This is a genomic window from Thiomicrorhabdus sediminis, assembly GCF_005885815.1.
In the GTDB taxonomy this organism is placed as follows: Bacteria; Pseudomonadota; Gammaproteobacteria; order Thiomicrospirales; family Thiomicrospiraceae; genus Thiomicrorhabdus; species Thiomicrorhabdus sediminis.
Genome location: NZ_CP040602.1, coordinates 1,470,082 through 1,494,773, shown reverse-complemented (window position 1 = coordinate 1,494,773; position 24,692 = coordinate 1,470,082). Strand labels below are relative to the sequence as shown.

The 24,692-nt window shown below is 44.5% G+C and carries 19 protein-coding genes and 1 riboswitch; of the genes, 9 read left to right on the top strand and 10 right to left on the bottom strand.

Annotation, left to right across the window (positions count from 1 at the left end):
* Positions 1-51 precede the first annotated feature (51 nt).
* Positions 52-1,179 (bottom strand): NAD(P)/FAD-dependent oxidoreductase, encoded by a 1,128-nt coding sequence (locus FE785_RS06785; RefSeq protein WP_138565031.1) that lies wholly within the window; start codon positions 1,177-1,179, stop codon positions 52-54.
* A gap of 227 nt (positions 1,180-1,406) precedes the next feature.
* On the bottom strand, positions 1,407-2,396 hold the full coding sequence (locus FE785_RS06780; RefSeq protein ID WP_138565030.1) for a 1-aminocyclopropane-1-carboxylate deaminase/D-cysteine desulfhydrase: 990 nt from the start codon (positions 2,394-2,396) through the stop codon (positions 1,407-1,409).
* A 198-nt stretch (positions 2,397-2,594) separates the two neighbouring features.
* Here FE785_RS06780 and FE785_RS06775 point away from each other — a divergent pair, with 198 nt between their 5' ends.
* Both FE785_RS06775 and FE785_RS06770 read left to right on the top strand, forming a co-directional pair.
* Entirely contained in the window at positions 2,595-3,806 is a 1,212-nt protein-coding gene (locus FE785_RS06775) for an ammonium transporter (protein ID WP_138565029.1), read from the top strand.
* A gap of 173 nt (positions 3,807-3,979) precedes the next feature.
* Positions 3,980-6,367 carry a Lon protease family protein gene (locus FE785_RS06770; RefSeq protein WP_138565028.1) on the top strand — a complete coding sequence of 796 codons (2,388 nt, stop codon included), beginning with the start codon at positions 3,980-3,982 and terminating at the stop codon, positions 6,365-6,367.
* 61 nt (positions 6,368-6,428) lie between these two features.
* Here FE785_RS06770 and FE785_RS06765 read toward each other — a convergent pair whose 3' ends face one another.
* Entirely contained in the window at positions 6,429-6,947 is a 519-nt protein-coding gene (locus tag FE785_RS06765) for a DUF2062 domain-containing protein (protein ID WP_138565027.1), read from the bottom strand.
* On the opposite strand from FE785_RS06765, the gene FE785_RS06760 reads away from it, so the two are divergent.
* From FE785_RS06760 to FE785_RS06740, 5 genes are read left to right on the top strand one after another with little or no spacing between them, the layout of a single operon-like run.
* Positions 6,931-9,771, top strand: coding sequence for a DNA internalization-related competence protein ComEC/Rec2 (locus FE785_RS06760; RefSeq protein ID WP_138565026.1), 2,841 nt, complete (start codon positions 6,931-6,933; stop codon positions 9,769-9,771). The genes FE785_RS06765 and FE785_RS06760 overlap by 17 nt on opposite strands.
* Positions 9,768-10,829 carry a tetraacyldisaccharide 4'-kinase gene (lpxK, locus tag FE785_RS06755; protein ID WP_138565025.1) on the top strand — a complete coding sequence of 354 codons (1,062 nt, stop codon included), beginning with the start codon at positions 9,768-9,770 and terminating at the stop codon, positions 10,827-10,829. Before FE785_RS06760 ends, lpxK begins: the two co-directional genes overlap by 4 nt.
* Before the next feature lie 59 nt (positions 10,830-10,888).
* Positions 10,889-11,089: a Trm112 family protein gene (locus FE785_RS06750; protein ID WP_138565024.1), complete on the top strand. Its 201-nt coding sequence runs from the start codon at positions 10,889-10,891 to the stop codon at positions 11,087-11,089.
* Positions 11,090-11,138: 49 nt separating this feature from the next.
* A complete protein-coding gene (gene kdsB / locus FE785_RS06745; RefSeq protein WP_138565023.1) occupies positions 11,139-11,924 on the top strand; it encodes a 3-deoxy-manno-octulosonate cytidylyltransferase in 786 nt (261 codons plus the stop codon).
* Positions 11,925-11,939: 15 nt separating this feature from the next.
* Entirely contained in the window at positions 11,940-12,140 is a 201-nt protein-coding gene (locus tag FE785_RS06740) for a hypothetical protein (RefSeq protein WP_138565022.1), read from the top strand.
* A gap of 7 nt (positions 12,141-12,147) precedes the next feature.
* Here FE785_RS06740 and FE785_RS06735 read toward each other — a convergent pair whose 3' ends face one another.
* The 7 genes from FE785_RS06735 to FE785_RS06705 form a co-directional block, all read right to left on the bottom strand.
* A complete protein-coding gene (locus FE785_RS06735) occupies positions 12,148-13,032 on the bottom strand; it encodes a cobalamin-binding protein (protein ID WP_168188925.1) in 885 nt (294 codons plus the stop codon).
* Positions 13,029-13,643: a cob(I)yrinic acid a,c-diamide adenosyltransferase gene (gene cobO / locus FE785_RS06730; RefSeq protein WP_138565020.1), complete on the bottom strand. Its 615-nt coding sequence runs from the start codon at positions 13,641-13,643 to the stop codon at positions 13,029-13,031. Before cobO ends, FE785_RS06735 begins: the two co-directional genes overlap by 4 nt.
* A gap of 49 nt (positions 13,644-13,692) precedes the next feature.
* The gene (locus tag FE785_RS06725) at positions 13,693-15,576 is read right to left on the bottom strand and encodes a TonB-dependent receptor plug domain-containing protein (protein WP_168188924.1); all 1,884 of its coding nucleotides are present in this window, start codon (positions 15,574-15,576) and stop codon (positions 13,693-13,695) included.
* A gap of 225 nt (positions 15,577-15,801) precedes the next feature.
* Positions 15,802-16,000, bottom strand: a riboswitch (cobalamin riboswitch).
* Positions 16,001-16,160: 160 nt separating this feature from the next.
* Complete coding sequence (locus tag FE785_RS06720) at positions 16,161-16,871, bottom strand: DUF3581 family protein (RefSeq protein ID WP_138565018.1); 711 nt, start codon at positions 16,869-16,871, stop codon at positions 16,161-16,163.
* A 59-nt stretch (positions 16,872-16,930) separates the two neighbouring features.
* On the bottom strand, positions 16,931-18,085 hold the full coding sequence (locus FE785_RS06715) for a GGDEF domain-containing protein (RefSeq protein ID WP_138565017.1): 1,155 nt from the start codon (positions 18,083-18,085) through the stop codon (positions 16,931-16,933).
* Between the two features lie 165 nt (positions 18,086-18,250).
* A complete protein-coding gene (locus tag FE785_RS06710; RefSeq protein WP_138565016.1) occupies positions 18,251-18,721 on the bottom strand; it encodes a hypothetical protein in 471 nt (156 codons plus the stop codon).
* A 317-nt stretch (positions 18,722-19,038) separates the two neighbouring features.
* Positions 19,039-20,757, bottom strand: coding sequence for a sensor domain-containing diguanylate cyclase (locus tag FE785_RS06705; RefSeq protein WP_138565015.1), 1,719 nt, complete (start codon positions 20,755-20,757; stop codon positions 19,039-19,041).
* A 306-nt stretch (positions 20,758-21,063) separates the two neighbouring features.
* Here FE785_RS06705 and FE785_RS06700 point away from each other — a divergent pair, with 306 nt between their 5' ends.
* Positions 21,064-23,499, top strand: coding sequence for an HD domain-containing phosphohydrolase (locus FE785_RS06700; protein ID WP_138565014.1), 2,436 nt, complete (start codon positions 21,064-21,066; stop codon positions 23,497-23,499).
* Positions 23,500-23,534: 35 nt separating this feature from the next.
* Positions 23,535-24,692, top strand: a complete 1,158-nt coding sequence (locus FE785_RS06695; protein WP_138565013.1) for a DUF3095 domain-containing protein — start codon at positions 23,535-23,537, stop codon at positions 24,690-24,692.

Genomic DNA, 24,692 nt, shown 5'->3' with positions numbered 1-24,692 from the left:
TTGTGAAGCTGTGCTAAATAGCCCGCTGTTTCTCCAGCGGGCTATTTATGATTAGCGGTATTGGCGCAGGTAGAACCATTCAAAGGCGCGTTTTGCCCAATGCATTAAACGGCAGGGCGGTAACATCATGCAGCCTTTTTCACTGCGTTTGATGAGGATGCCGTGGCTTAGGGTATCGACAATACAAACCAGTTCATGTTTGAAACTTTGCAGATTATCTTGACCGTTTAATGTCTGTACAAGATTGTGTGCCGCCACCTTGGCTTGCAGATCGGCTGCGTGAGCTTGTTTGGCTTGCCAGTCAGGGCCCGGGAAGCTGCCGGCATCACCGACAACAAAGGTATTCTGATGACCTTCTACCTGAGTATACATATTGGCTTTGATCATACCGCCTTCGGATTGCGGCAAGTCACTATTGGCCAACCACGCGGGGCCGGTCATGCCCGGCATAAACAGAATCAAATCGGCATGAAACTCTTCGCCTTCGGTTTTCACCAGGTTTTCTTCAAAGCCGACCATTTTATGACCGAGCTTGGTTTCGATGCCTTGTTTATGCATCATCTCGGTGATTTTAGCCGGAACATTCGGCCCGAGACGTTTGCCCGGTTCGGGAGCCGGGTTAAAGAACACCAGTTTGAACTTTTCACGGCGTCCTTGTTGTCTGAGCATATTGTCGATGCCGAAAAGGAATTCAAACATAGGCCCGCCGCGCATCGCCGCTGGCTCTTTGGGGTTGCCGCCAAAGCCGATTGCAATGGTCCCGCCATCCATCTGTTCGAGGCGCTGTTTTATCTGATTGGCTGCATCTATACCTTCACATGGGGTAATGGCATGCTCGATGCCCGGCAGTTTTTTGATAAAGCGACCGCCAGTAGCGATAATCAAACCATCGTTTTTGAAATCGCCGGCTGAAGTGATTACCTTACGACCATTCTCGACCACGTTTTCGACACTGGCTTCCACATATTGCACTCGCTGACGATTATAGAAATTGTGCAAATTGATACGCAGGTCATCACCTTTTCTCAGGCCTGAAGGAATCCAGATCAAGCTAGGGTAATAAAGGAATTCTTCTTTAGGGGCGATAACGGTGATATTTGCGGACGGCGTCAATTTTCGGATGCGCTTGATTGCGGTCAAGGCAGCAAAGCCACTGCCTAGAATCGTAATGTTTAACATAGGGCGGTTCTCTGATTACTCTACTGATTATTCGCCCGGCCATTGATTTTTTTATTTGTGGAGTGACCAGGTCGTTTGTAATTGTTCGCCAATAGATGGGATGAAAGCTGTTTCATTTCAGTCCAGTTTTTAGCGACAGATAAAATTTTTAACCCTGTCATCATACGTAAAAGCCCGGTTAGATAAAAGAGGTTAAATTAGAAAACGGTAAAATTTTCATAGTCTTGCTAGAGCTTAAGGTTAATGTCAGGGTTGCGGCCTTGTAAACCGCCGCTATGCAGGATAATGACTTTTGATTTTGGCGGGATGCGGTTTTGTGCGAATTCTTGCTGTACGGCCTTGATCACTTTTGCGGTATAGACTGGATCAAGCGGGATGTTGTGTTGTTTTTCAAAGGCGAGCTGTTGCTGGGCGTCGACGTCACTCTGTTTGCCATAGCCGCCACCGTGATATTGGGTTAACAGTTGCCAGTGAACAAGCTCATCGTTTTGTTCGCTAGTCTTATCCATATTCGGTAGAGAACAGCTCAGCCAATGATGGATTGGTGCAAGCAGGTAAGTTGCCTGTTTTAGTACGGCGATACCAAAAATTTGGCGCGCTCTCGGTTTATCTAAACCGGCATTGGCATAACGGATTATCCCAGCCAGCGTTGCCCCTGTGCCGACCGCGCAGTAGAGGTGAGTCCAATCCGGGCACTGTTGATTAATGTCTGTCATTAGCTCTTTAAACCCCAATAGCGCCAATTCATTACTGCCACCCTCGGGAATCAGGTAGCTGTTCGGGTATTTTGCCAATAAGCTCTGTTGGTAATCTGGTTGCTCACGCCTACGATAGGTTTGACGGCTGACGAACTCAAATCGCATGCCGTTTTTATGTGCGGCGAGCAGGGTTGGACTCCACTTTTGGGGAGCATTGGCAAGTTCGTCACCGCGAATAATGCCAATGCTTGGCATCGCCATTTCTTTGCCTGCCGCAGCGGTCGCGGCGATGTGATTGGAAAAGGCGCCGCCAAAGGTCAGAAGTTGGTTGCAATTTAATTGTTTGGCGCGGATTAGGTTATGTTTTAGCTTGTGCCATTTATTACCGGAAATTTCGCTGTGATTGAGGTCTTCGCGTTTGATAAATATTTGACAAGCTATGCTTTCTGCCGGGTTTTCAGGCAATAAAAATTCTATAGGGACTAATGGCGTTTTTATTGTTGTTTTCGCTAAATTCATTGGAATTTTGATACAATTCACCGAAATTTTTGTCGGGAAATGGTTTTTATTTTAAAAACCTAGTAAAGATACTTACGGAATTTAAATTCAAGTCTAAATGATTAACGCCATTCTAAACAAAAAACAAAAAGAATGGATGTCTTTGTCAGTTGATTTTGAGCTCTTAAATAATCCTTATTCGATGCTGCGAGGAGAAACATGGAACAGCTAACGACCAGTTTGGATGTATTGTTTATTTTATTGGGTGCAATACTCGTTTTATTTATGCATGCCGGTTTTGCTTTTTTGGAAGTCGGTACGGTGCAACACAAAAACCAGGTTAACGCCTTGGTTAAGATTATGAGTGATCTGGGGGTTTCTACCGTAGCTTACTTCTTTATCGGTTACGGAATGGCTTATGGCGTATTCCTTGGTTTCAATATCGATGGTCAATTAACTCAAGCGATGACCGAAAAATCCGGTTATGAGCTGGTTAAATTCTTTTTCTTAATGACATTTGCAGCAGCGATTCCGGCTATCGTTTCCGGTGGTATTGCCGAGCGTGCGCGTTTTTATCCGGTGCTGTTGTCGACTTTCTTGATTGTGGCTTTTGTTTATCCGTTCTTTGAAGGGATTACATGGAATGGCAACTTCGGCATTCAGGCATGGCTTGAAGAACAGTTTGGTGCCGGTTTCCATGATTTTGCCGGTTCTATTGTGGTCCATTCTGTCGGTGGTTGGATTGCGCTGGCGGCGATTATCGTTTTAGGCGCACGTCACAACCGCTATGATAAAGAAGGTCGTATTAAAGAACAGCATCCGCCATCAAGCATTCCATTTTTGGCGCTGGGAGCGTGGATTCTTTCTGTTGGCTGGTTCGGTTTCAATGTGATGTCGGCACAGGCGATTGAAGGTATTCAAGGTCTGGTAGCGATGAACTCGCTGATGGCGATGGTCGGTGGTATTTTGGCGGCGACATTTGTCGGCGACAAGGATCCAGGTTTCGTTCATAACGGTCCTTTGGCCGGTTTGGTAGCGATTTGCGCCGGTTCCGATGTGGTCAGTCCGCTAGGGGCTTTGGTTATCGGTCTGGTTGCCGGTGCCTTGTTTGTTAAGACATTCACTTGGACACAGAAAACACTGAAAATCGATGATGTGTTAGGTGTATGGCCACTGCACGGGCTTTGCGGCATGTGGGGTGCGATTGCGGTAGGTATCTTCGGTTCGACGGCATTAGGCGGTCTAGGTGGCGTTTCGATGATGTCTCAGTTGATCGGTACCGGTTTAGGTATTCTGGTGGCATTTGTTGGTGGTTACATTGTTTACCTATTCGTTCACAAGGTTGCGACTTTACGTATGGACGAGGACGAACAGTATCAAGGTGCCGACCTCGCTATTCACCGTATCCATGCCAACCCACCGCGTGACTAATTGATTTAGTTATAAAAAATATGCGGTGCGGTTTTTCTGTGCCGTTATAACGAAAAAAGCCCGCTACTGATGCGGGCTTTTTTGTTATAGTGAATGAAAAATAACAAGTCAAAATGCTCAAAAAATTGCCTCGCATTTCGAAGAGCCCCTGTCAGAAAGGTTGATTGAGTTTTATGCAAAAACTTGAAGTCTCGCAGTTATACCGATACAGCAAATTAAGTAAAAAAGCGTTTAAAGTCGATAAAAGCAAAGGTAAGGATGCCGAAGTGCTTGATTTCATGCAGCATTTCCATCAGCGTGCTTATCAGTCGCTGAGTTTCGGTTTGCATATGAAGCGCAATCACAACCATATTTTTATTATGGGCGAACCGGGGATTGGTCGTATCGGTATGACCAAGGCAATGTTGCGTGAATCGGCTAAATTGAAACCTGTGCCGAAAGACGTGGTCTTGGTTTCGGATTTCAGTGAAGCCAATAAGACACAGTATCTCTATTTCGAGGCAGGTTTGGGGATTGCCTTCAAGAATGCGGTAGAGGCGTTTATCACCTCGTTGAAAAGCCAGTTGCCGGTTCTGTTTGATGGACACGCTTATCAGTTGCGCAGTCAGCAGCTGGAAAACGAACTCGCTGCCAAGCAAGAGGCGGTGTTGATGCCGGCATTTGAGCTTTCCGAACAGCTTAGTGTGTCGATTTCGCAGACCGAAAACAACTTTGTCCTGAGTGCGATTATTGATGATAAGACCTATCGTGCCGCCGAATTGAAAACCTTTGATGAAAATACCCAAAAGCATTTTATTAAGGCGTTTGATCAGATTGAAGAGGCTTTGAATAAAGGGCTGACACACTTCCCGTTTTTACAGCACGAATATTTGGATGCCGGTAAGCGTCTCAATACAGAGGTCGCCAATGAGCATCTCGATCCGCATATCAAGACCTTGAAAATGGAATTTGGTAAAACGCCGGAAGTGATTGCTTACCTGGATGCATTGCAAAAAAGCATTGTCTCCAAACTGCATTTGTTCTGGGATCAAAGCAGCGATGAGGTGACCGCCAACAATATTTCCAGTTTGGATGAGCTACTGTCAGAACAGCAAGGTCTGTCTATCTATGAGGTGAATCTGCTGGTTGATAATCGTGATGTCAAACATGCCCCGATTATTTATGAGCAAAACGCATCTATGCCGAAATTGTTCGGTTACACCATTAATTCGGCTGCCGCCAATGCTACTGATACGGTCAGTTTGGCGATGAGCCATCAGGCCGGGCTGTTGCAAAAAGCCAATGGCGGTTATTTGATGTTGAGTGTGCAATCGGTTCTTAAAGATCCTGAAATCTGGTCTAACCTGAAGGCGGCCTTAATGAGCAAGCAGCTGACTTTTGAAGTGCCTTCAAGCAGCAATGTTGCGCCTTATCACTTGCCGGATTTCCCGTTGAATCTGACCTTGGTATTGATTGGTCAAGCCGCACATTTTTATGCGCTGCAGGATATTGATGCGCAATTCAGCCGATTATTTAAGGTTCAGGTTGAATTTGAAGTTGAGCTGACCCGTACTCCGGAACATGAGTTGACCTTGGCCAAACAGTTGGCATCCGAAATCGAAGAATGGGATGACTTACCGGTGGATATTTCGGCCTATGAGCGTTTGATTGAGTATGCCTCACGAATGGCTGAGGATGAAAGTCGTATCTATAGCAATAAAGCGATTTTGCGAGATGTTTTGGCTGAGGCCAATGCCTATGCACGAGCTCGCGGTGAACAGACAGTCAACCGTAACACCATTGAAGCGACTATCCAGCAACGTGATTTTCATACCGGTTTGGTGGAGGAATATTATCACCGCGCAATTACTGAACAGCAGGTACTGATTCTGACTCAAGGCGAGCATGTCGGTATGGTTAACGGCTTGACGGTATTGACGGTTGGCCGTCAGACTTTCGGCCAACCGGTGCGCATTACCGCACAGGCTTCAGCCGGTGATGAAGGGGTGGTCGATATCGAGCGTGAAGTGGAGATGGCCGGGCCGATCCATTCCAAAGGAATGCTGATCTTATCGGGTTATATACGTGGTCGTTATATGAAAAAGCGTGCTTTGGGTTTCAGTGGCTCGATTGTGATGGAGCAGTCCTACAATGGAGTCGAGGGTGATTCTGCGTCTTCCGCCGAGCTATTGGCGTTGTTGTCATCGATTGCACAGTTGCCGATGCGGCAGGATCTGGCGATCACCGGTTCGATAAACCAGTTTGGTGAGGTTCAGCCGATTGGCGGTGTTAACGAGAAAATCGAAGGGTTCTATAAAATCTGTTATGCCCGGGGGTTAACAGGAACTCAGGGCGTGGTGATTCCGCAGGCTAATGCCGGCCACTTAATGTTGAATGCCGAAGTGCGCGAGGCGGTGGAAAGCGGCCGTTTCCATATCTATACGGTGAAACATATCGATGATGCGGTGGCGTTGTTTACCGGTTTGAAAGCGGGGAGTTTGACGAAAAAGGGTAAGTTTACCAAAGGCAGCGTCAACGCCAAGGTATTGCAGGCTTTGGAGGCTATGAACGAAAAATCGTAATGACGATTAACACCGATTGCAGCGCCGTTTCACGTCAATCTAGCAATCGCTGCGAGTTTTGTTATGACTTGTTTTGTTTGCGGTTATTCCAGTTCTGTATAACATGCATACGCCAGGCCAATTGAATCAATAAATAGGCCAAAATCCCTAGCGCAATTCCTACTACCGCGCTGCCTAAATAGAGCGGTAGCCATAAATCACCGAGGGTGTGGATAATCCAGTTCCAACTGAGTTCAAACCCTAACTCTTCTTCGGCCTCTGTACCCAGAATCCAGGTGCCGACCAAATAATTGAAATAGAAAATAGGCCCCATGGTAATCGGGTTACTGATCCAGACCAGAGCGACACTTAACGGCAAGTTGGCACGAAACAGTACTGCACTGATTGCGGCGGTGATCATTTGCGAAGGAATCGGAATAGACATCCAGAACAGACCAATAATAAAAGCCTTGGATACGCTGTGACGATTTAAATGCCAGATATTGGGGTTATGCAGCCATTCACCCAGAACACCTAAGCCTTTGGCTTTTTTGATTTTATCCGGGTGGGGAAGATAACGTTTAATGAGTTTTTTCGGCATGTTTATTCAGTTCGTCATTATTTTGCTGTTCACTGTTATCTGGGGATTCCAATGGTCGGAATTACCCGCTGAACAGTTTCAACTGGCCGTTTTCTGTGTGCTGCTTGGAATTTTAGTGTTTGCTTGGCGTATGTCAAATTCCAAGCCCTTGTCAGCCCGAATTTTAGAGCAAAACCGCCAGTGGCTCTGTTGGGGGCTAAATTCGGTATCAGCCTTTATTATAGGCTTGATAATGGTTTTTTCGCAGGCTTTTTTCATTAACTTGATTCCAGATAACTATTATGACCGCGCAGTGCTGGTTTCGGGTAAGTTGGTCGAACCTGTCAAGCATCAGAAGAGCGGATCACGCCATAAACTTCAATTCACCGTGAAAACCGATGCTATAAAAGCCATCAGCGATAAACCGGTCAATCAGAACGCGCGGCTGAATTACCAGTTTATCCAGCCCAAGCTGCAACTGAATTGGTATTTAAGTGACAAGCAGTTATCCGTATTACAATCATTACCCAAATTAGGCGAATCCTGGCAGTTTGTCGCTAAATTAAAACAGAATCATGGCGCCATGAATTTAGGTGCGCTTGATTATGAGGCTTGGCTCCTGCAGCAGGGCATTAGCGCCAAAGGTTATATCAGTGGCGTGCAATACAATAAAAATGGGCTGGCACTGGCGAGCGCCAAAAAACTCGGTTCCCAATCGATTTTTGCAGCGGATAGTTGGCGATACCGTATCTCCGAGCTAATTTCTAAGTCTGCCGAAAATCCTTCTTTGGCGGCAATTTATCAAGCATTGTTGGTGGGCAATAAAAGTCTGATCAGCGATGAACAGTGGCAAGTATTCAGGCAAACCGGCACCACCCATTTAATGGCCATATCCGGCCTGCATATGGGCATTATGGCAATGCTAGGTTATCTACTATTCAGAGGCCTATGGTGGGTATATCTGTATCGTTTTGAAAGCCTGAACCGCCCTGTTTTGGCTGCAAGCGGCGCTTTACTGTTAGCTTCTTTATATCTGTTGGTTTCCGGCGCGTCAATACCGACCCAGCGAGCCTGGTTAATGGTAATGGCTTTATTGATATTCGTTTTCTTTAGACGTCATTTTAACCCTTGGCGTGCTTTGGCCTTAGCGGCGTTAATGATCGTCATCTGGCACCCGATGTCGCTATTAACGGTTGGCTTTTGGCTATCGTTTGTCGCAGTGGCGATTATTTTTATCAGTTTACAAGTATTTAAACAGGCGGGATATTTTAAAAAGCTTATTGCGGTGCAGTGGTTTTTAACCTGGGGATTGGCTCCGCTTGTGGTGTTTTATTTTGGCCAATTACCCTTATTAAGTTGGTTGGCAAATTTGCTTGTGGTGCCTGTCGTCAGTTTACTGGGACTACCTTTATTGCTTGGCACGACATTGATGTCAGCGGTCAATGAATTTATGTCATCCTATTTATGGCAAATAAGCGATTTTATTTGGCAGGGGATATGGCTGTATCTGCAACAACTGCAACAGTGGTCATTAACACATCATCTGGTTTTGCAGTACCCTCAGGTGTCAATCGGGTGGTTATTGATGGCAATGGCGTTGTTTTTCGGTTTGTTGATAATGGCAGAAACTCAAGCTCAAACCGACGTGGTTGTTTTGGATAGTGGGCGGGAAGACATCTCAGCAACAACCGAAGAGCAGAATACTTTTGTTAACGCAGCGCAATCCAGACTGAAAATATTGGCCAGACCCTTACAAAGAAACAGTTTATTGCTGTTACCGGTTGTGATGTTGCTGATTTTAATTTGGCCTCTGGTCAGCCAAAATCAAACGATCAAGGCTGGAATGGAGGCGCCTTTTGCAAAGCCAATGGATGCTTTTAGCGGTGAAGCTGAAGCGGCGCATTTCGAGATGACCATAATCGATGTCGGTCAAGGGTTGTCGGTGGTAGTGGCAACCCAACGTCATCTTGTTGTTTATGATAGTGGTGCCAGGTGGGGGACAACAGATGCCGCAAATATTGCGATTTTGCCTTATCTGAAATTTAAGCAGTGGCCGCAAATAGATAAATTGATTATCAGCCATAGCGATAACGATCACGCCGGTGGGATACCCTCTCTTGTTAACGCCATTCCGGTCAAGCAATTGGTCAGCGGGCAGGTCGAAAAAATGCCCGTATCCATAATGAATAACGGGCACACGCCTGTTTGGCAAGCTTGTGTTGCCGGTCAAAGCTGGCTACTTGATGGCGTAAGGTTCGAATTCATTTCACCGACTAGAGCGATGTTGAAAACCAGTCTGTCAGATAATGACAGCTCTTGTGTGCTCAAGGTCTCGAATTCACAAAGCTCAGCACTACTGATGGGAGATGCGAGTGTCAAAGTGGAGCGGCGGATTATGCAGCACTTTGATACTGACGTTGAAAAATTGAATGCAGATCTATTGGTAGCGGGTCATCACGGCAGCAAATACTCGACTTCAGCGGATTGGTTGGATGCGGTCAAACCTGAGCATATCGTATTTTCATCGGGTTACAAAAACCGTTACCAGTTTCCGGCTAAGGAGACTTTAAAACGTATTCAAGACTATAGCGAGAAAAGACGACAAACTCAGACAGATCAATATGATATTGCTCACAATCAAACTGGCTCGAACAGTTCGGCTAAGCTCGGTGATAAAGAACCTCCGCATGAGAGGCAGGTCAAGTGGTGGAATACCGCTTGTTCCGGCGCCTTGAGTTTTGTCTTTGACGAACAAATTAAATTAGGTTACCAAGCCCGCAAAAAGCTTATGAAATGGTATCATCATCGCTGTAATGCAACACAGCAAGGAATCTTTTATCAGTGAGTTGGCCCGCCTTTTGGAAAAAACGTAATTGGCAAAGCCGGTTGTTATGGCCTTTGAGTCAGCTTGTCTGTTGGGAAGCAAGCCGTCGACTGAAACAATTTGAGGTGGCGAAGAGCCCTCAAAGCAAAAAAGCAAAGCAGACCGTTATTGTGGTCGGTAATGTGGTCGTTGGCGGCAGTGGAAAAACGCCGTTTATTCTCTGGTTGGTTGAGCGTTTCAAACGGCAGGGAATCTCTGTCGGCATTCTCAGTCGCGGTTATGGCGCTAATAATGCTCACTGGCCTAAATTGGTTTGTGCTCAGACCTCTGTGATGGAGGTCGGCGATGAGCCTTATATGTTGGCGAAGCAGACCGGTTGTCCGGTTGCGGTATCTCCACGGCGTGCTGAAGCATTGGCATTACTGAATGAGCGATATGATTGTGATGTGGTTATCAGTGACGATGGTTTACAGCACTATGGCCTAGCGCGTGATATTGAGATTGTCTTGATTGATGCCGAGCGTGGTTTTGGTAATGGGTGGTGTTTACCGGCAGGCCCTTTACGCGAACCGATGCAGCGTATCGCCAAAGTCGATTTTACCGTTTGGAACGGTCTTGATGAAAACCAGGCTATTCCTGAATTAGACGTTGAGCAGAAAAACGCCTATGCCATGCAATTACAGCCGATCGGTTTTCGTCAGGTCGGCAATCCGCAAAAAAGGCTTTCCATCAAAGAGTTTGTCGCGCAATATCCCGAGGTTATCGCTATTGCCGGTATAGGCAATCCACAAAGGTTTTTCAATAGCTTAGAGCGTTTAGGATTGACGGTTGAAGCCAAGGCCTTTGCCGATCATTATGCCTATCAGAAGCAAGATTTTGATCAACTGTTAGGTTCAGGCAGCAAGTCCTTGAAACAAGATCTGTCGGCGTTAACTGTAAAACCTTTGCTTATGACGGAAAAAGATGCGGTAAAATGTCAAACGTTTGCTCAAGACGAGAGCCATTGGTGGTATTTGCAAATTGCACCGCACTGTTCCGATGAGCTGTTTAATCAAATTCTTAATCAAGTGAATGCTTGATTTAATTAAGCACGATATTGAAATACGTCTTAATTTTGTAGACGTTAAAAGAGGCTGAAATGGATCCAAAGCTATTAGATATTCTGGTTTGTCCGGTAAGTAAAACCAAATTGATTTTCGATAAAGCGAATCAGGAACTGATTTCTACAGCCGCGAATCTGGCATTTCCCGTGCGAGATGGTATTCCTATTTTATTGGAAGATGAAGCGCGTCAATTAAGTAGCGACGAAGTGGAAAAATACCGCAAGCAAAAAGCCTAGGCGTACTGTTTTATCTGTTCTTGTTGTTGATTTTTAAAGTGAGTTAAGCGTGTCCTTCACCGTTATTATTCCTGCGCGTTTCCAATCGAGCCGTTTACCGGGCAAGCCGCTGATGGATATCCATGGTTATCCAATGATTCAATGGACTTGGCTGCAAGCCAAAAAGTCCGGTGCTGAGCGCATTATCATTACCACGGAATCTAAGCAGGTTGAGCAAGCTTGTTTGGCGTTTGGTGCTGAGGTCTGTCTAACTTCTGATCATCATCAATCCGGTACGGAGCGTATCGCGGAAGTCATTGATCTCTTGCAGCTTGATGACAATGAAGTGATCGTCAATGTCCAGGGCGATGAACCGATGTTGCCTCCGGAATTGATTCATCAGGTTGCACAAGGTTTGGCCAATCAGCTCAATGATCGAGGTGTGGTGGCGCACATGGCAACACTTTGCGAGCCGATTGAGGATATCGATACGGTGTTTGATGCGCATGCGGTAAAAGTCACGCGTGATGCGCACAACTATGCGATTAATTTCAGCCGAGCGGCGTTGCCGTGGGCGCGCGACGAGTTTGCCTTAACAGACAGGCAGATGCCGAGCAATTGGCATTATAAGCGCCATATCGGGCTTTATGCCTACACAGCAGGGTTTGTTAAGCAGTATGTTGCTTGGCCGGCTTGCGATCTGGAGCAGGTGGAGAAACTCGAGCAGCTAAGAGTTTTATGGCATGGCGAGAAAATTCTTGTTTTGGATGCGTTAATGGATGCCGGAATCGGTGTCGATACCGAATCGGACTTGATTAAGGTGCGCCAGAAATTGAGCGCTGAAAATTTTAAATGATCCCAACTTTTTATTATGCTTAAATACCTGACATTATTGGCGGTAGTGGTTTTTTTCTACTGGTTAATCAAACATAAATGGCGTCAACGCCAATTAGCCAAACAAGGTATTCAAGTCGAGCAGAAAGGCTTAAGGCCGATTACCTTATTGAGTCTGGTAATGATTGTCATGTATGGCGGTTATCTGATCTACTATCTGTTTAGTTCAAATCCATAATCCATTGTCATTCATCCATCTTTAGGCGTGCTTGATCAATTGTTCGACATAGTTCTGGAAGGGCTTTAATAAAACGTTCGGTCGGTCTTTGCAGTAGGTTATTATCGAGTCGGTAAATTTGTTGATTCTTCACCGCGCTAATCAAATCATAGGTTTGCCAGTCTTGCATCCAGCTTTGCTGAAACTGTTTTTGTCCGCCTAATAAAATCAGTTTTGGATTGGCGTTAATAACACTTTCAATGCTGACTTCCGGTGCAATTAAAGGCAGTTCGGCAAAAATATTTTCGGCACCGCAAATATTTAACGCCAAGCTAATAAAGTGCGAACCGTTAACGGTCATCAGCGGGCGTTGCCATAGTTGATAGAAGGTCGAAATTTTCTCTCGCTGAGCATATTGTTGGCTTAGGTCCTGTAGAGTCTTTTGCAGTTGCCGGTTTTTATTTTCAGCGATTTTTTTTGTGCCTAAGCGTTTACCGATAGCGGCAATCAAATGACCGATATCTTCTAGATTATTGGTCTGGGTTTGCCAAACGTTAAAACCTAAAGATTGCAGTTTTTCTATATCTCGCGCTCGATTGCCGTTTTTCCAGCTTAGAATAAGATCCGGTTTTAAGGCGATAATGCGCTCGATATTGATGGATTGATAATTGCCTACTCTCGGTAAGCTTTTGGCTTGCGCTGGGTAGTCGGAATATTCGATAGCGCCAACCAGTTTTGCACCGCCACCGGCAGAATAAACCAGTTCGGTTAAATGTGGGGAGAGACTGACAATACGTTGAATATCACGGTTGCTATCGCTATTTGCCAGCCCATTAGCACTAAAGCCGGTTAGCCCACACAGCAGCAAAACGGCTTTAGCATAACGATTTAAAAACGGTGCGATCTGAATCACCAATCGACACCTTGTTGTGCCTTAATACCACTGGTATAGGCGTGTTTTTCATCACGAATATCGGATACGGTATCGGCCATGTCTTTGAGTTCGACAATGGCGGAGCGACCAGTGACCACAACATGCTGTTGTGCAGGACGCTTGGCTAGTGCCGACAGAACCGGTTCTTTATCAAGATAATCGAGACTTAACAGATAGGTGAGTTCATCGAGAACCACCAGATCAAAACGGCTGTCTTGCAACATTGTTTCTGCTACTTGCCAGCCACGTTTCGCGCTATCGATATCGCCTTGACGGTCCTGGGTGTCCCAGGTAAAACCGTCACCAAGAACATGCCATTCAACATTTTCCTGTTGGCGAAAAAAAGCCTCCTCACCGGTGTCGGTTCGGCTTTTGATAAATTGACAAACACCGACGCGAAGACCATGCCCCAAGGCACGTGCCACCATACCAAAAGCGGAGGTCGATTTGCCTTTGCCATTACCGGTGACCACCAACATGACACCTTTTTCAATATCCGCCTTGGCTATGGACGCATCAATTTGCGCCTTTTTACGTTGCATGCGTTTTTGGTGATACTGATCCTGTTTTGAAGGGGGTTTGTTTGTCATTTCTAACACCTATTATGGACTTGTTTTTTTTACCTATTTATCTTGCTTATTAAAGCGCGAAATTAAGCTGGGCAAAGTAACGGCGCTCATATAAAGTCGGGTAGACCTTGATATTACCGGCGCTGGCAACATAAAGACCATTTTTGTGCGCAAACAGATTATTCACACCTAAGGTGATGCTTAGGTTTTTATTTGCCAGTTTATAGCTGATATCGGTACTTTGATAGCCTGGATGACGCCTTAAACTGTTGTCAAAGTCAGATATCGCATAAAGGGCACTGGTTTGTTTATGTTCCAGGCGCAAGCTCTGTGTTGGTAAAGCAGAAAACAGTTGGCTATTGTCCATATCATATTGAGCGAATAGGCTTAGCGTATTTTCAGCAACGCCAGGTAAGATTTTTCCGGCATAACTTCCAGACTCGATTGTCGCTTTGACATAACTGTAACCGGCACCTAGGTTGAGCTTATTCAAATACAGCTTAGCATTCAGGTTTAAGCCGTGTTTATGGCTGTTATCCAAGTTGGTGTTTTGAAAAGTAGCCGGGTTATAGTAAATCTCATTTTTCAACCGGTTGTTAAACGCTTCGATTTCAAAATCAAAACTTTGCGTTGTTTGATTGTAACCGATGGTCAGATTCTGGTTCGTCATAGGCTCAATAAAACCGTTGAAACTGCCGTTGAATAAGAAGAATCGGTCGATGTTGGGTGCCAAGAACCCCTCATTGTAATTGGCGTACCAGTTGGAATGATTATCGACTTGATAATTAACACCAATATTGCTTGCATTTAAGCGGTCACTACGTTGGTTATCGGCGGTACTGCTTTGGTAGTGGTAGTCGAAAGACTGTTGACGAACACCGGCGTTCACCGTCAGTTGATTATTGAACTGGTAATTGACAAGTGCAAAGTGTCCCTGATCATCACGGTGAGTTCTATTGCTACTCCAGCCTTGGCTGTCCCGGTAGGCTTGGGTGCTATTGAAGCCGGCTTGTACGGCAAGGTCTTGCCAATGACTGCTCAGTTCGAGTTTATGTTTATTGCTCAGATAGTCGTTACGAGAGCCATAATCGATATAACGAGAGGTTTGTCTGGTTTGTAGCAAACTGTAAGCGAATGTATGGTTTTTGTTTAGTTGTTGTTGCCATTTTGCCTGATAGCTTTGACGCTCAAAATCTTGATGGGTGCCGTTGGTTTGTGCCGTGGCGGGATCTTGTTGGAAGTCCGCCAAAGTTGTGGAACCGACATAAATCAGGTCTGAAGCGCTGTTTTCAACCTTTAGGTTAAATTGACTGGTTTTATATTCGCCATTCAGCCCTAAAGAAAGGGTGCGACTCTCGGATTGGTTTTTGCGGCCATCAGCCTTAACGATAATGGAGCCGTCATTCTGGTATTGGTTGGCATGGATATGTGTGGCCAGTTTAAGGTTATCTAGCTGACCTTTTTCATAGATATTCAGGGTCTTATTGGATTCATTGTAGGCGGATTGATAAGCCTCTAGATTGATGTTTTGCTTTGTCTCTAATGGATTTGTTGTCTTAATGATAATCGCGCCGGCGCTGCTGTTATTACCGCTCAATACCGAACCGGCTCCTCTTAGTATGGCAATCGATTGAATTGAGTTTAAATCAATGTTATTCAATTGCACCGCGGCACCATCGATATTGTTCAAACTATGGCCGTCGACAATGATCTGAATGTTTTCATGGCCACTTTCTATGCCGTAGCCCGCTAAATCCAAAGACGAGCTAAAAGGATTACCATAAGCCGGTTGTACTTGAATCTGTGTGTTTTGCGATAGAAATTCACTCAGGTTCTGGGCGCCACTTTCGCGAATATCGTTGGCTGTATAAATACGGGTCGCATAGCTATGTAGAGTGGTGCGCTTATCTTTTGAGGTAATAAAAATATCAGATAAGGTTGATGTTGTTTGCATAGCAGCCTGTGTTGTAAAGGCAATGGATGCTAAGGATATGCCAAGACTGAGATGGCTCAGTTTTAAAGTAAAGTTCATGTTATTCCTTCAATTCATAAAACGTAATGAACGAAGGCAAACGGGCAGGGTCTGCAGACTCTGCAAAGATAAGGGTATTTCTGAAAACAACTTTATCTCCGTATTGCCCACCGCAATCGGGTAAAGTGCTGAATTAATTTTGAAAAATCCAAGCACTGTTTTCAGGCCGGTATCCGGGCTTAAGAGCGGTTTCCAACAACCTTCTCAGAGCGAGGCTCCAATGGTGTTCTTGTCGGTTTTCTCTATTACCGTTGCGGGGGCAGCGCAGGAATTGAATGAATCGCACCTGTCTTCCCGTTTAACTTGGCTAGATGGCTAGCCATGCACCTGAAAAAAGGGAATTGTATGTAAATGGCACTTAAATATCAATCTGAATTATGGATGATGAAACGAAATGAGAGCCGATTGAAGTGCTGGAGGGGATGTAACGCATTGCAATAGTTTGGGTTTTTCCGCCTCAGCCAGTACGTGATTAGCTGAGGCGAATTTAGCTTCTATCTAGCCAGCTAAGCCGCTTTATAGTCTGACTTGGCGCTTTCATAGACCGCGATCAGATTATCAATGGCATCTTGGTCATACTCCCTTAGGCCGCCCAAAACCATGGTTTTTAGTCCGGTTCCAATAAGCTGGCCTTGATCAAGAATATCAAACTTCATTGTTACTTGGCCACGTTTACCGTTGACCTCAAGCTGGCTGTCGTTAAGCTTGAGTTCAGGTTTAGTCATGTCTAGTTGCTGTAAATCAAAAGCCATGCTCTCATAGATCACCATCGGCCTTTCCGGGTTGATCATGGCATTATGCTGCTGCATTAATGGTACCAGGATATGTGGAAAACTGAGACCGGAAAACGCAACATAAGCCTTTGAAAAAGCTTCGATGATATTCAGCTCTTTAATGTTTTCGCCGCCACGTTCAACATTGAGGTAGTTTTTGTCGTTGGTGTCAGTAATAGTGAATTGTGACTCATCGGTATCAGGAAAACGCAGCGCGGCTTCTTTACCCACCATGCCGGTGTACTGAAATGTCATTTTTTGCGATAAACCGTTTTTAGCCAGAACCAAGGCGAATAATAAATCGCCAGGTACACAAAAACGTTTGTTGTCCGCGTTGTGCAAAGGGTTGAAGTCATCGGAGATTTCTTTGGCAAAACGGCTGGCTTGTTGTGGTGTAATGAAAACATTGTTGTTTTCAATGCGGTGAAAATCATTTAAATACATAAGGGCATGTTCTGTTTAAAGTTTGCTAATAGGCGTTGCTAAGGCTATTAGTATAGCACCTAGTTGTTCGCATGTTCGGATACTGAAATACGGTTTCGTCCTGTGCGCTTGGATTGATAAAGGGCGATATCGGCTTGATGGATCAATTGATCCAGTTCGATTTCGCCATACTTGGTTGTAATGCCCATGCTCAGGGTGACATTAAATTCTTTATTGAAAACTTCAATAGCTGTCTGAGCGACTTTGTCTTGCATTCGCTCGGCCACCATTTTGGCTGATTCGCTATCGGTTTCCGGCATGATCAAGATAAATTCATCTCCGCCTAAACGGCAGAAAAGATCGCTGTTACGGGCTGTTTCCAAGAGCATTGCCGCGACCTGTTGCAAGGCGGCATCCCCCCCTGAGTGGCCATGATTATCGTTAATTTTTTTGAACTCATCGATATCAATAAGAATGATGCTAATAGGTGTGTTTTTGCGTTTATTTATCTCTGAAATGTAAACCAACGAGTGGTTCAAGCCTCTTCGGTTCAGCATATCGGTCAGCGGATCTTTAAACGCCATGGACTGCAGAAGTTGGTGTTCATTAATCAGGATAGTGGTCACAAAACCTAACCCTACCAATATGAAAGCAACCGGCAGAAGAATGACGCCCAATTGGTATGAGAGGTAAACATCATGTTGGATGTAGAGCGCGTGTAATTGAAAAGGTGTCATCATGGCTATTAAAAACGGACCAAAAGCGCACATCAAATAGCCTTTATTGCGGAACTTGACGGCCTTTTTGATAAAGTAAAACATGATCACCGTGTAAACGATGAGGCCGAACCAGCTTAGTGTTTCAACGGCGAGAAATAAGTCATCATTGGTAAAAATAAAAGCGGTAAAGGCAATGTGTGCAGCAATGATCAGGCGCTGAATCCATTTTGATTGGACGTCGTCGATAGCAACCAGAAGCAATAGTAATGTCGTGAGGATATACCCGGTTCCAGTCCAGTCGATACCGACACGATAGATGTCCATTTCATTAAAAAAAGTACCGGTCCAAGCCAGCAAACCAACTAGGTGGTAGATACGGAAGGTGTTTAATGAAGGAATTTCCACAGGAAAAGTGGAGGTGCGTAATTGCTTGGTAATTAATAGAATCGAGAAAATAAATAGGATCATGAGCGAAAATAACGCTACTTTGTAAGTGCTATAACCTATTTCAATCATCAGCTTCCCTGCTTTTGCTAAATTTACCTATAAATATCATAAAATTCTAGCATAAAGCCTAACGTAAACCCCTTTATTTTTTATGGGAGTAGGCTTAAAAAACTATCACTCACCAAAACTGATTGGTAAGTGATAGAGAGCTCTAGGAGGAGAGCGGGAGATAAGCTAGAAACCGATTGCCGGTTCCCATCGGGCCTGCATCTGATAACGTTGTAAGATAGCTTGGATTGCCGGGTCTTGGCAGCCGCGGGCTTTAATTTTGTGTTCGGTACGTAAGCTTAAGGCACGGGCTTTGAGCGCGAGTGTCTCAGAAATTTTTTGTTGCTGGATATAGGGGAACTGTTGACTCATTTCCAAAAAGGCAAAATTGCTGACAACATCAAAGTTGGCGTCAAATTTGGAAAATTCTTCTTGTGACGGAAGCAGGCAATTTTTAGCCGCCGTTTCCGACACCACAAATTGATCAAACGCATTCAACATCTTGTTTTTTTCAATGGTTTGATATTCGGCTGCATGGCTTGTAGATGAGAGGATAGTCAGCATCATGCTAAGCACGAATTTACCATTGGGTAGACTGGTTAAACCGACCAAGTTAAGACGAAAAAACTTGATGTTTATAAAACTCAGGATAGTCATAAGAGGGCACTCCTTTTTCGAGAAAAGGACGCTCAGAATATCGTTTTTTAGGACACGGGTAAAATTCAATAAATCTATGAAATAGATAATAAAAAATTTATAAAAGTGTTTTCTATTATCAGTCGATTCTATTGTAAAAAAACACCGGTTTTGCATCATGGTTGCTCAATAGTATTTTGCTTAAAGGGCGATAAGCCTGAAGTCATGGTCTATGAAGACCTGTTTGCTTGAGCATATTTATAAGGGATATTTATTGGCATAAAAGGCTAGAGTTTTCATGTGAATAAAACTCTATAAAGCGCCTGCGAAAAAAATGTTTATTGGGTTTTACTAAGTGTTTCCGGGCTATCGGCTATGAGGGAGTCTTGTTCGTTGTCAAACAAAACCACTTTGTTGCGACCGCTCTCTTTTGCGCTATAAAGCGCTCTATCAGCCTGTTTAAGGATTTGTGTCGCATCTAACGAGGTGTCCTCTGTTTGTATATAACTCAGACCAATACTGATGGTGAACTGCAAAGAGCGTTCTTCAAAGTGCAGTGCGTATTGTTCGACGAGCTGTCTAAAGTCATCTGTAAGTTGGAGCGCTTTTTCAATAGAACAGTTTGGCAGGATGACGGCGAATTCCTCTCCCCCTAAACGTGCAACCGTGTCTTCCTGACGAAAGAAATCTTTGGTATGTTGGGCAAATTGTTCCAAAGCCAGATCGCCGATATCATGACCGAAGGTATCGTTAATTTGTTTGAAATGATCAATATCGAGAATGGCGACGGCAAATGGGGTATTCGTTTTATAGGCTTCATATAAATATTTGTTGAGCTTCTCCATAAAGGAGCGGCGATTAGCAAGGCCGGTCAACTCATCGGTCATCGCCAGTTTTTGCATGTAATCCTGAACCTTCTGTTTCTCGGTCATATCACGGACAAGAGCAAAAACAAAGACTTCACCGGCTTTTTGGAAGGCTTGTATGTTCACTGTGACCGGAAACTCACTGCCATCTTTTCGACGATGCAAACCATCCACTACCATTGCCTGACCTTCGCTAAGCAGCGGAGCAATACCTTCTTTGAATTCATTTCTTGTCAGGCTGACTTCGACTTCGAATAAGCTTTTTTCAAGCAGTTCTTGTTTAGAGTACCCAAGTGACGTATATGCGGATTTGTTGACATCAATAAAGTTTCCTTCCAAGTCATGGATGAAAAAGCCGTCCGGGGCATTTTCAATCAACTGTCTTAACTGTTGTTCGGACACTTTAATTAAACCGAGTTGCTCCTGCAGTTGTTTTTTCATTGCTTGTTTCAGTTGGCTTAAAAATAGCGCACTGACCAATAGCAGGGTTGACGTGAAAATAACCAGATTGAAAACACTTTCTCCCTGGATGAACCATTCACCACTATGGAAATCGCTGTTATTTTCGGGCAAGGCACTAGGTTGGTAGAAGCTAATCGCTTCCATACTGATGTAGTGCATGCTGGAGATGGCTGCCCCCATAATAATCGCGATGATCAAGCGGGTAAGTAGATGGATTTTGACTTTTTTCAGGTGAGCGGTAACAAATATCTGTATCGCCAACCAAGAAGCGACCAAGGCGATAATAATGGAGATGAGCACCAAATTTAAATTGTGCGACATGATGGCTGTGGTATGAAATGCTGCCATCCCCAGATAGTGCATGGCGGCAATCGAACTGCCCATAATCAGAGCGGCGGTAATATTGTAGCTAGGTCTATGGCAATAGTGGATGATGTACATGCCGATCAATGAACCGGCAATCGGCAATAATAACGACAATACTGTCAATGAAACCTCATAATGGACCAGCATTGGCAGTTTGAAAGCATACATGCCGATAAAGTGCATTGTCCAAATACCGGTACCTAATACGCTGGCACTTAATAGCAGCCAGAGAAAGTAGTTTTGCTTGCTTTTTTCCTGCCAGGTTATGCCGACCAGGTCAAAGCTGACATAAGAGGCCAATATCGCCATCATAACGGAGATACTGACTAGGGAAAAACTGTAGGTCGCGGTAATTATTTCCACCTAATACCTCTAAATTCAAAATAGGTTGCATCACTTTCATTCTATTCTAGTTGATAACCCTGTACAGGGCAAAACAGGAAAAAATATGTTTTTTCAACTGGTTATTATAAGTCTTGATTCATTGCCCTCTAAGATCTGCATATTCGAGCTTAGGGTAAAGCCATTCATTTAAATGATTCTGCCACTTAGAACCGATTTGATTAGAGAAACAATCATCGCTGTGTTTAAATGAAGAAAAGCTATAGATGCCAGGCTTGAATAAGCGGTTGCAATATAGTGTGTCTTTTCTGTTTAAGGGTGTGTTTCATGTTAGGTATTGAGGTTCTGGGTGCTCATGGCAGCGCAAGTTCGACAGAACATTGTTGTAGTTTTAAGCTAGGCAAGCATATTTTGGTTGATGCGGGCCATGTTGTGGTGCCACTCGGAGACGATTGCGCCAATATTGAACACGTTTTATTGACTCATGCTCACTTTGATCATATTCGCGATTTACCGTTTATGGTCGAAACCTATTTTATGCAGCGTTCCAAGCCACTGAAAATTTATGGCTTATCGCAAACCTTGCAAGCGGTCAAAATGCATATGTTCAATGATGTCATTTGGCCGGCATTTCAGAATATCAAGCATCCTGTTTATGATAAAAACTGTATTGAGTTTATTGAAATTGAAACGAAGCGGCCGTTTTATTTACAGGATATTGAGTTTGAGGCTTTTTCAACCAATCATGTCGAAGGTGCTTGCGGCTTTATCATCCGCCATGAAAATAAAGCCTGTATTTTGTCTTCAGACACCTATTTATCGGAAGACCTAACCGAGGCAATCACGACTACTGAAAATTTAACCAGTTTGTTTATCGAGGTTTCGTTTCCGAGTTATATGTCCGGCTTGGCAGAGGTCAGTAGGCATCTGACACCAAAAACATTGCAGCAGCAGTTGTCCGCGATCGAAAAACCGATTGATGTGTATCTGTTCCATTTGAAACCTTGTTACGAAAAACAGATTAAAGAAGAAATTCAGGCGCTGTTTAAAGGTAGCTTGCCTTATCGTATCGCCGGCTTTTTGGATTCTGATCAAGTGGTGAGAGTTTTTACAGAACAGACGGCGTTAATCGAAAACGCCAATCATCTGCATAACAGTTCGCAGCAGCAGTTGGCGTCATTGCTGAAAATCTCTCAAGCGTTATCGGGCGAATACAATCCCAATCAACTGCTGGATTTGATTTTGGATGAAGCGATGAAATTTACCGGAGCGGATGCCGGTACCCTATACCATTTCAATAAAGACAAGCAAGAGCTTGAGTTTAGCGTGGTGCGCAATAACGAATTGGGTATTTATTTGAGAGATACCGCTGGCGAGTTGAATTGGCCCAATTTGTCACTTTATCGCGACGGCAAAGCCAATACAAGCATGGTCGCGGTGGTTTGTGCCCTGAATAAAGCCCCCTTGTTGATTAACGATGTCTACCGTAATACCGAATTCGATTTTAGCGGCACGCGTGAGTTCGATCAAACCACCGGGTATCGCTCTCACTCCATGTTAGTCGTGCCTTTATTGGCCCAAGACAATGAGTTATTAGGAGTTTTACAGTTAATTAATAAAATCGATACGGATGGCGATTTTGTCGCCTTTTCGGTTGAAGAGCAGGCCAATGCCATGGCGCTGGCTTCCCAGGCAGCTCTATCCCTGTCCAATGCGATATTGGTCCAGCAGATGGAAGAACTTTTTGAGGCATTCGCCACAGCCATCATTGTCGCCTTTGAGGAAAAGTGCAGCTTTACCGGCTTGCATATTATGCAGGTCGCCGAATTGGCTCAACTGATTTCCCAAGCGATTAATGAAGACCAGAGCGTTTATGGTGATGTGAGTTACAGTGCCGAAATCTTGCATACAATCAAGATCGCCGCTTTAGTCCATGATATCGGTAAGATTGCCACGCCGGAGGCTGTGTTGCATAAGGCGACCAAGTTGCAAAAAAATATTGATCGCATCGAGTTGATTGGTTTACGTTTTCAATTAGCCAAGCAGAGTGTGCTGATTGAATCCATGGAAAAACTCTCGGGACAGCCGTTCAGCATTGATGAGGTTCGTAAACAGCAAACCGCTAAACTCGCTTTACTGGATGAGGATTTTGACTTTTTAGTGCAGATGAATTCCGGAGAAGAATCGTTGCTGGAAGAGAATGCGCAGCGAATTCGAGCGATAGCTGAGCGCTATTATTTTCTTCATAGCGATAAAGTCGACAGTAAATTCGCACTGGTCGATGATGATGAATTGATGAATTTATGCATTAATCGCGGTACTTTGAATGAGGCGGAGCGCAAGCGAATAATGGATCATGCGCGTTTATCGTTGGATATGCTCAAGACGTTGCCGTTTCCTGAGAAATATGGCCGTATTATCGATATTGCCGCGAACCATCATGAAAAATTAAACGGTAAAGGTTATCCGCGCGGTTTAACCGTTGCGGAACTGACGCTAGAAGATGAGATTATGGTGCTTGCCGATCTTTATGAGGCCCTGTCATCAAATGCTCGACCTTATAAGAAACCGATGACCATTAAACAGGTTTCGCATATTTTAAGTGATATGGTCAATCGTGGTGAAATCGATGGGCAATTGGTGCGTTTTTTCTTTGAAAAAGGGATCTATAAACGCTACAACCACCGTTTGAGTGAAAGTCAAATCACCGATTTCGAACTGACTATCGACAATTCGCTTCAAACCGGCAGTCAGTTTCATTAATGATGTATTAAACGCTGTAAGGAATATCGACCACTATGTCAAAGGCCACCAACTTCGAGGAAACAATTCCTGCGCTGCAAGCGTTTCAACAAACTCTTGATACCCATAATTACCAACCGATTCCCGAAGATTGGTTTGTGGTAATAACCGATGTGGTCAATTCCACCAAAGCGATTGATGCCGGTAAATATCGTGATATCAATGCGGTTGGGGGCAGTACCATTGCCGCCGTAGTCAATGCCTGTAAGCCAAGAAAAATTCCTTATGTATTTGGTGGCGATGGCGCCAGCTTTTGTGTGCCTCCTGAATTGATCGAAACGGTCAAGTCCGCTTTACGTGGTTGTCAGCAGCTTGCAGAACACACCGGTGGTTTGCAGTTGCGTGTTGGTATTGTGCCATGCAGTCAGCTAAACAATGATGTCTTGGTGAGCCGTTTTTACCGAACCGAAAACCTGTTGCAGTTCTTTTTTATGGGGGGCGGCTTGGAAGAGGCCGATGCATTGATTAAAAGCAAAGCCGATTTTGAATTGGCGCAAGACACTCCGGTTAAAGTCGATTTTTCTGGTTTTGAGTGTCGTTGGAATGAGATACCGTCACAAAAAGAGGTGACATTTAGTTTAATTGTCAAATCTCGCCATCAAGACCCCCAAAAAACATTGCGACTTTATCGAAAGTTGGCCACAGCCATGGATCGGCTATTGGATGCAAAAAATGCCAAGCCGTTATCGGTTGAAGGTTTGAACTTGAGTTTTAATGGTCCGAAACTGAAAATGGAGGCCGCCGGACACAGCTTTGGCAAAAGCCTTTGGCAGCAATGGTTAAGGCCGATTGTTATCCGCTTGGAAAATGTAATAGGCTCTGTTTGGATGCGTTTTGGTATCGAGTACAACGGTTATAACTGGGGGGATTACAAACAGGATTTAATCGATAACAGCGATTTTGAAAAAATCGACGATGCCTATCGTGCGGTTTTGTCTGCCAATAAGGAACAGTTGAATGTGTTATTGCAGTGGTTGGAGAAGGCTTATCAGCGCGGAGTACTGTTTTATGGTTGTCATCAAACCCATTCCGCGATTATCACCTGTCTGGTCGAGCAAAGCGGCACGAATCATATTCATTTTGTCGACAGTGCTGATGGCGGCTATGCAATGGCCGCCAAACATCTTAAGCAACAGATCAGGCAAGCCCAGTAA

What these genes read in the sequence shown, in the direction of transcription:
- FE785_RS06700 (WP_138565014.1), top strand. Translation starts at nt 21,064, where the DNA reads ATGTTAGGTATTGAGGTTCTGGGTGCTCATGGCAGCGCAAGTTCGACA.
- FE785_RS06775 (WP_138565029.1), top strand. Translation starts at nt 2,595, where the DNA reads ATGGAACAGCTAACGACCAGTTTGGATGTATTGTTTATTTTATTGGGT.
- FE785_RS06765 (WP_138565027.1), bottom strand. Translation starts at nt 6,947, where the DNA reads ATGCCGAAAAAACTCATTAAACGTTATCTTCCCCACCCGGATAAAATC.
- FE785_RS06780 (WP_138565030.1), bottom strand. Translation starts at nt 2,396, where the DNA reads ATGAATTTAGCGAAAACAACAATAAAAACGCCATTAGTCCCTATAGAA.
- FE785_RS06695 (WP_138565013.1), top strand. Translation starts at nt 23,535, where the DNA reads ATGTCAAAGGCCACCAACTTCGAGGAAACAATTCCTGCGCTGCAAGCG.
- FE785_RS06710 (WP_138565016.1), bottom strand. Translation starts at nt 18,721, where the DNA reads ATGACTATCCTGAGTTTTATAAACATCAAGTTTTTTCGTCTTAACTTG.
- FE785_RS06770 (WP_138565028.1), top strand. Translation starts at nt 3,980, where the DNA reads ATGCAAAAACTTGAAGTCTCGCAGTTATACCGATACAGCAAATTAAGT.
- FE785_RS06715 (WP_138565017.1), bottom strand. Translation starts at nt 18,085, where the DNA reads ATGATTGAAATAGGTTATAGCACTTACAAAGTAGCGTTATTTTCGCTC.
- FE785_RS06740 (WP_138565022.1), top strand. Translation starts at nt 11,940, where the DNA reads ATGCTTAAATACCTGACATTATTGGCGGTAGTGGTTTTTTTCTACTGG.
- FE785_RS06760 (WP_138565026.1), top strand. Translation starts at nt 6,931, where the DNA reads ATGAGTTTTTTCGGCATGTTTATTCAGTTCGTCATTATTTTGCTGTTC.
- FE785_RS06720 (WP_138565018.1), bottom strand. Translation starts at nt 16,871, where the DNA reads ATGTATTTAAATGATTTTCACCGCATTGAAAACAACAATGTTTTCATT.
- FE785_RS06750 (WP_138565024.1), top strand. Translation starts at nt 10,889, where the DNA reads ATGGATCCAAAGCTATTAGATATTCTGGTTTGTCCGGTAAGTAAAACC.
- FE785_RS06785 (WP_138565031.1), bottom strand. Translation starts at nt 1,179, where the DNA reads ATGTTAAACATTACGATTCTAGGCAGTGGCTTTGCTGCCTTGACCGCA.
- cobO (WP_138565020.1), bottom strand. Translation starts at nt 13,643, where the DNA reads ATGACAAACAAACCCCCTTCAAAACAGGATCAGTATCACCAAAAACGC.
- FE785_RS06725 (WP_168188924.1), bottom strand. Translation starts at nt 15,576, where the DNA reads ATGCAAACAACATCAACCTTATCTGATATTTTTATTACCTCAAAAGAT.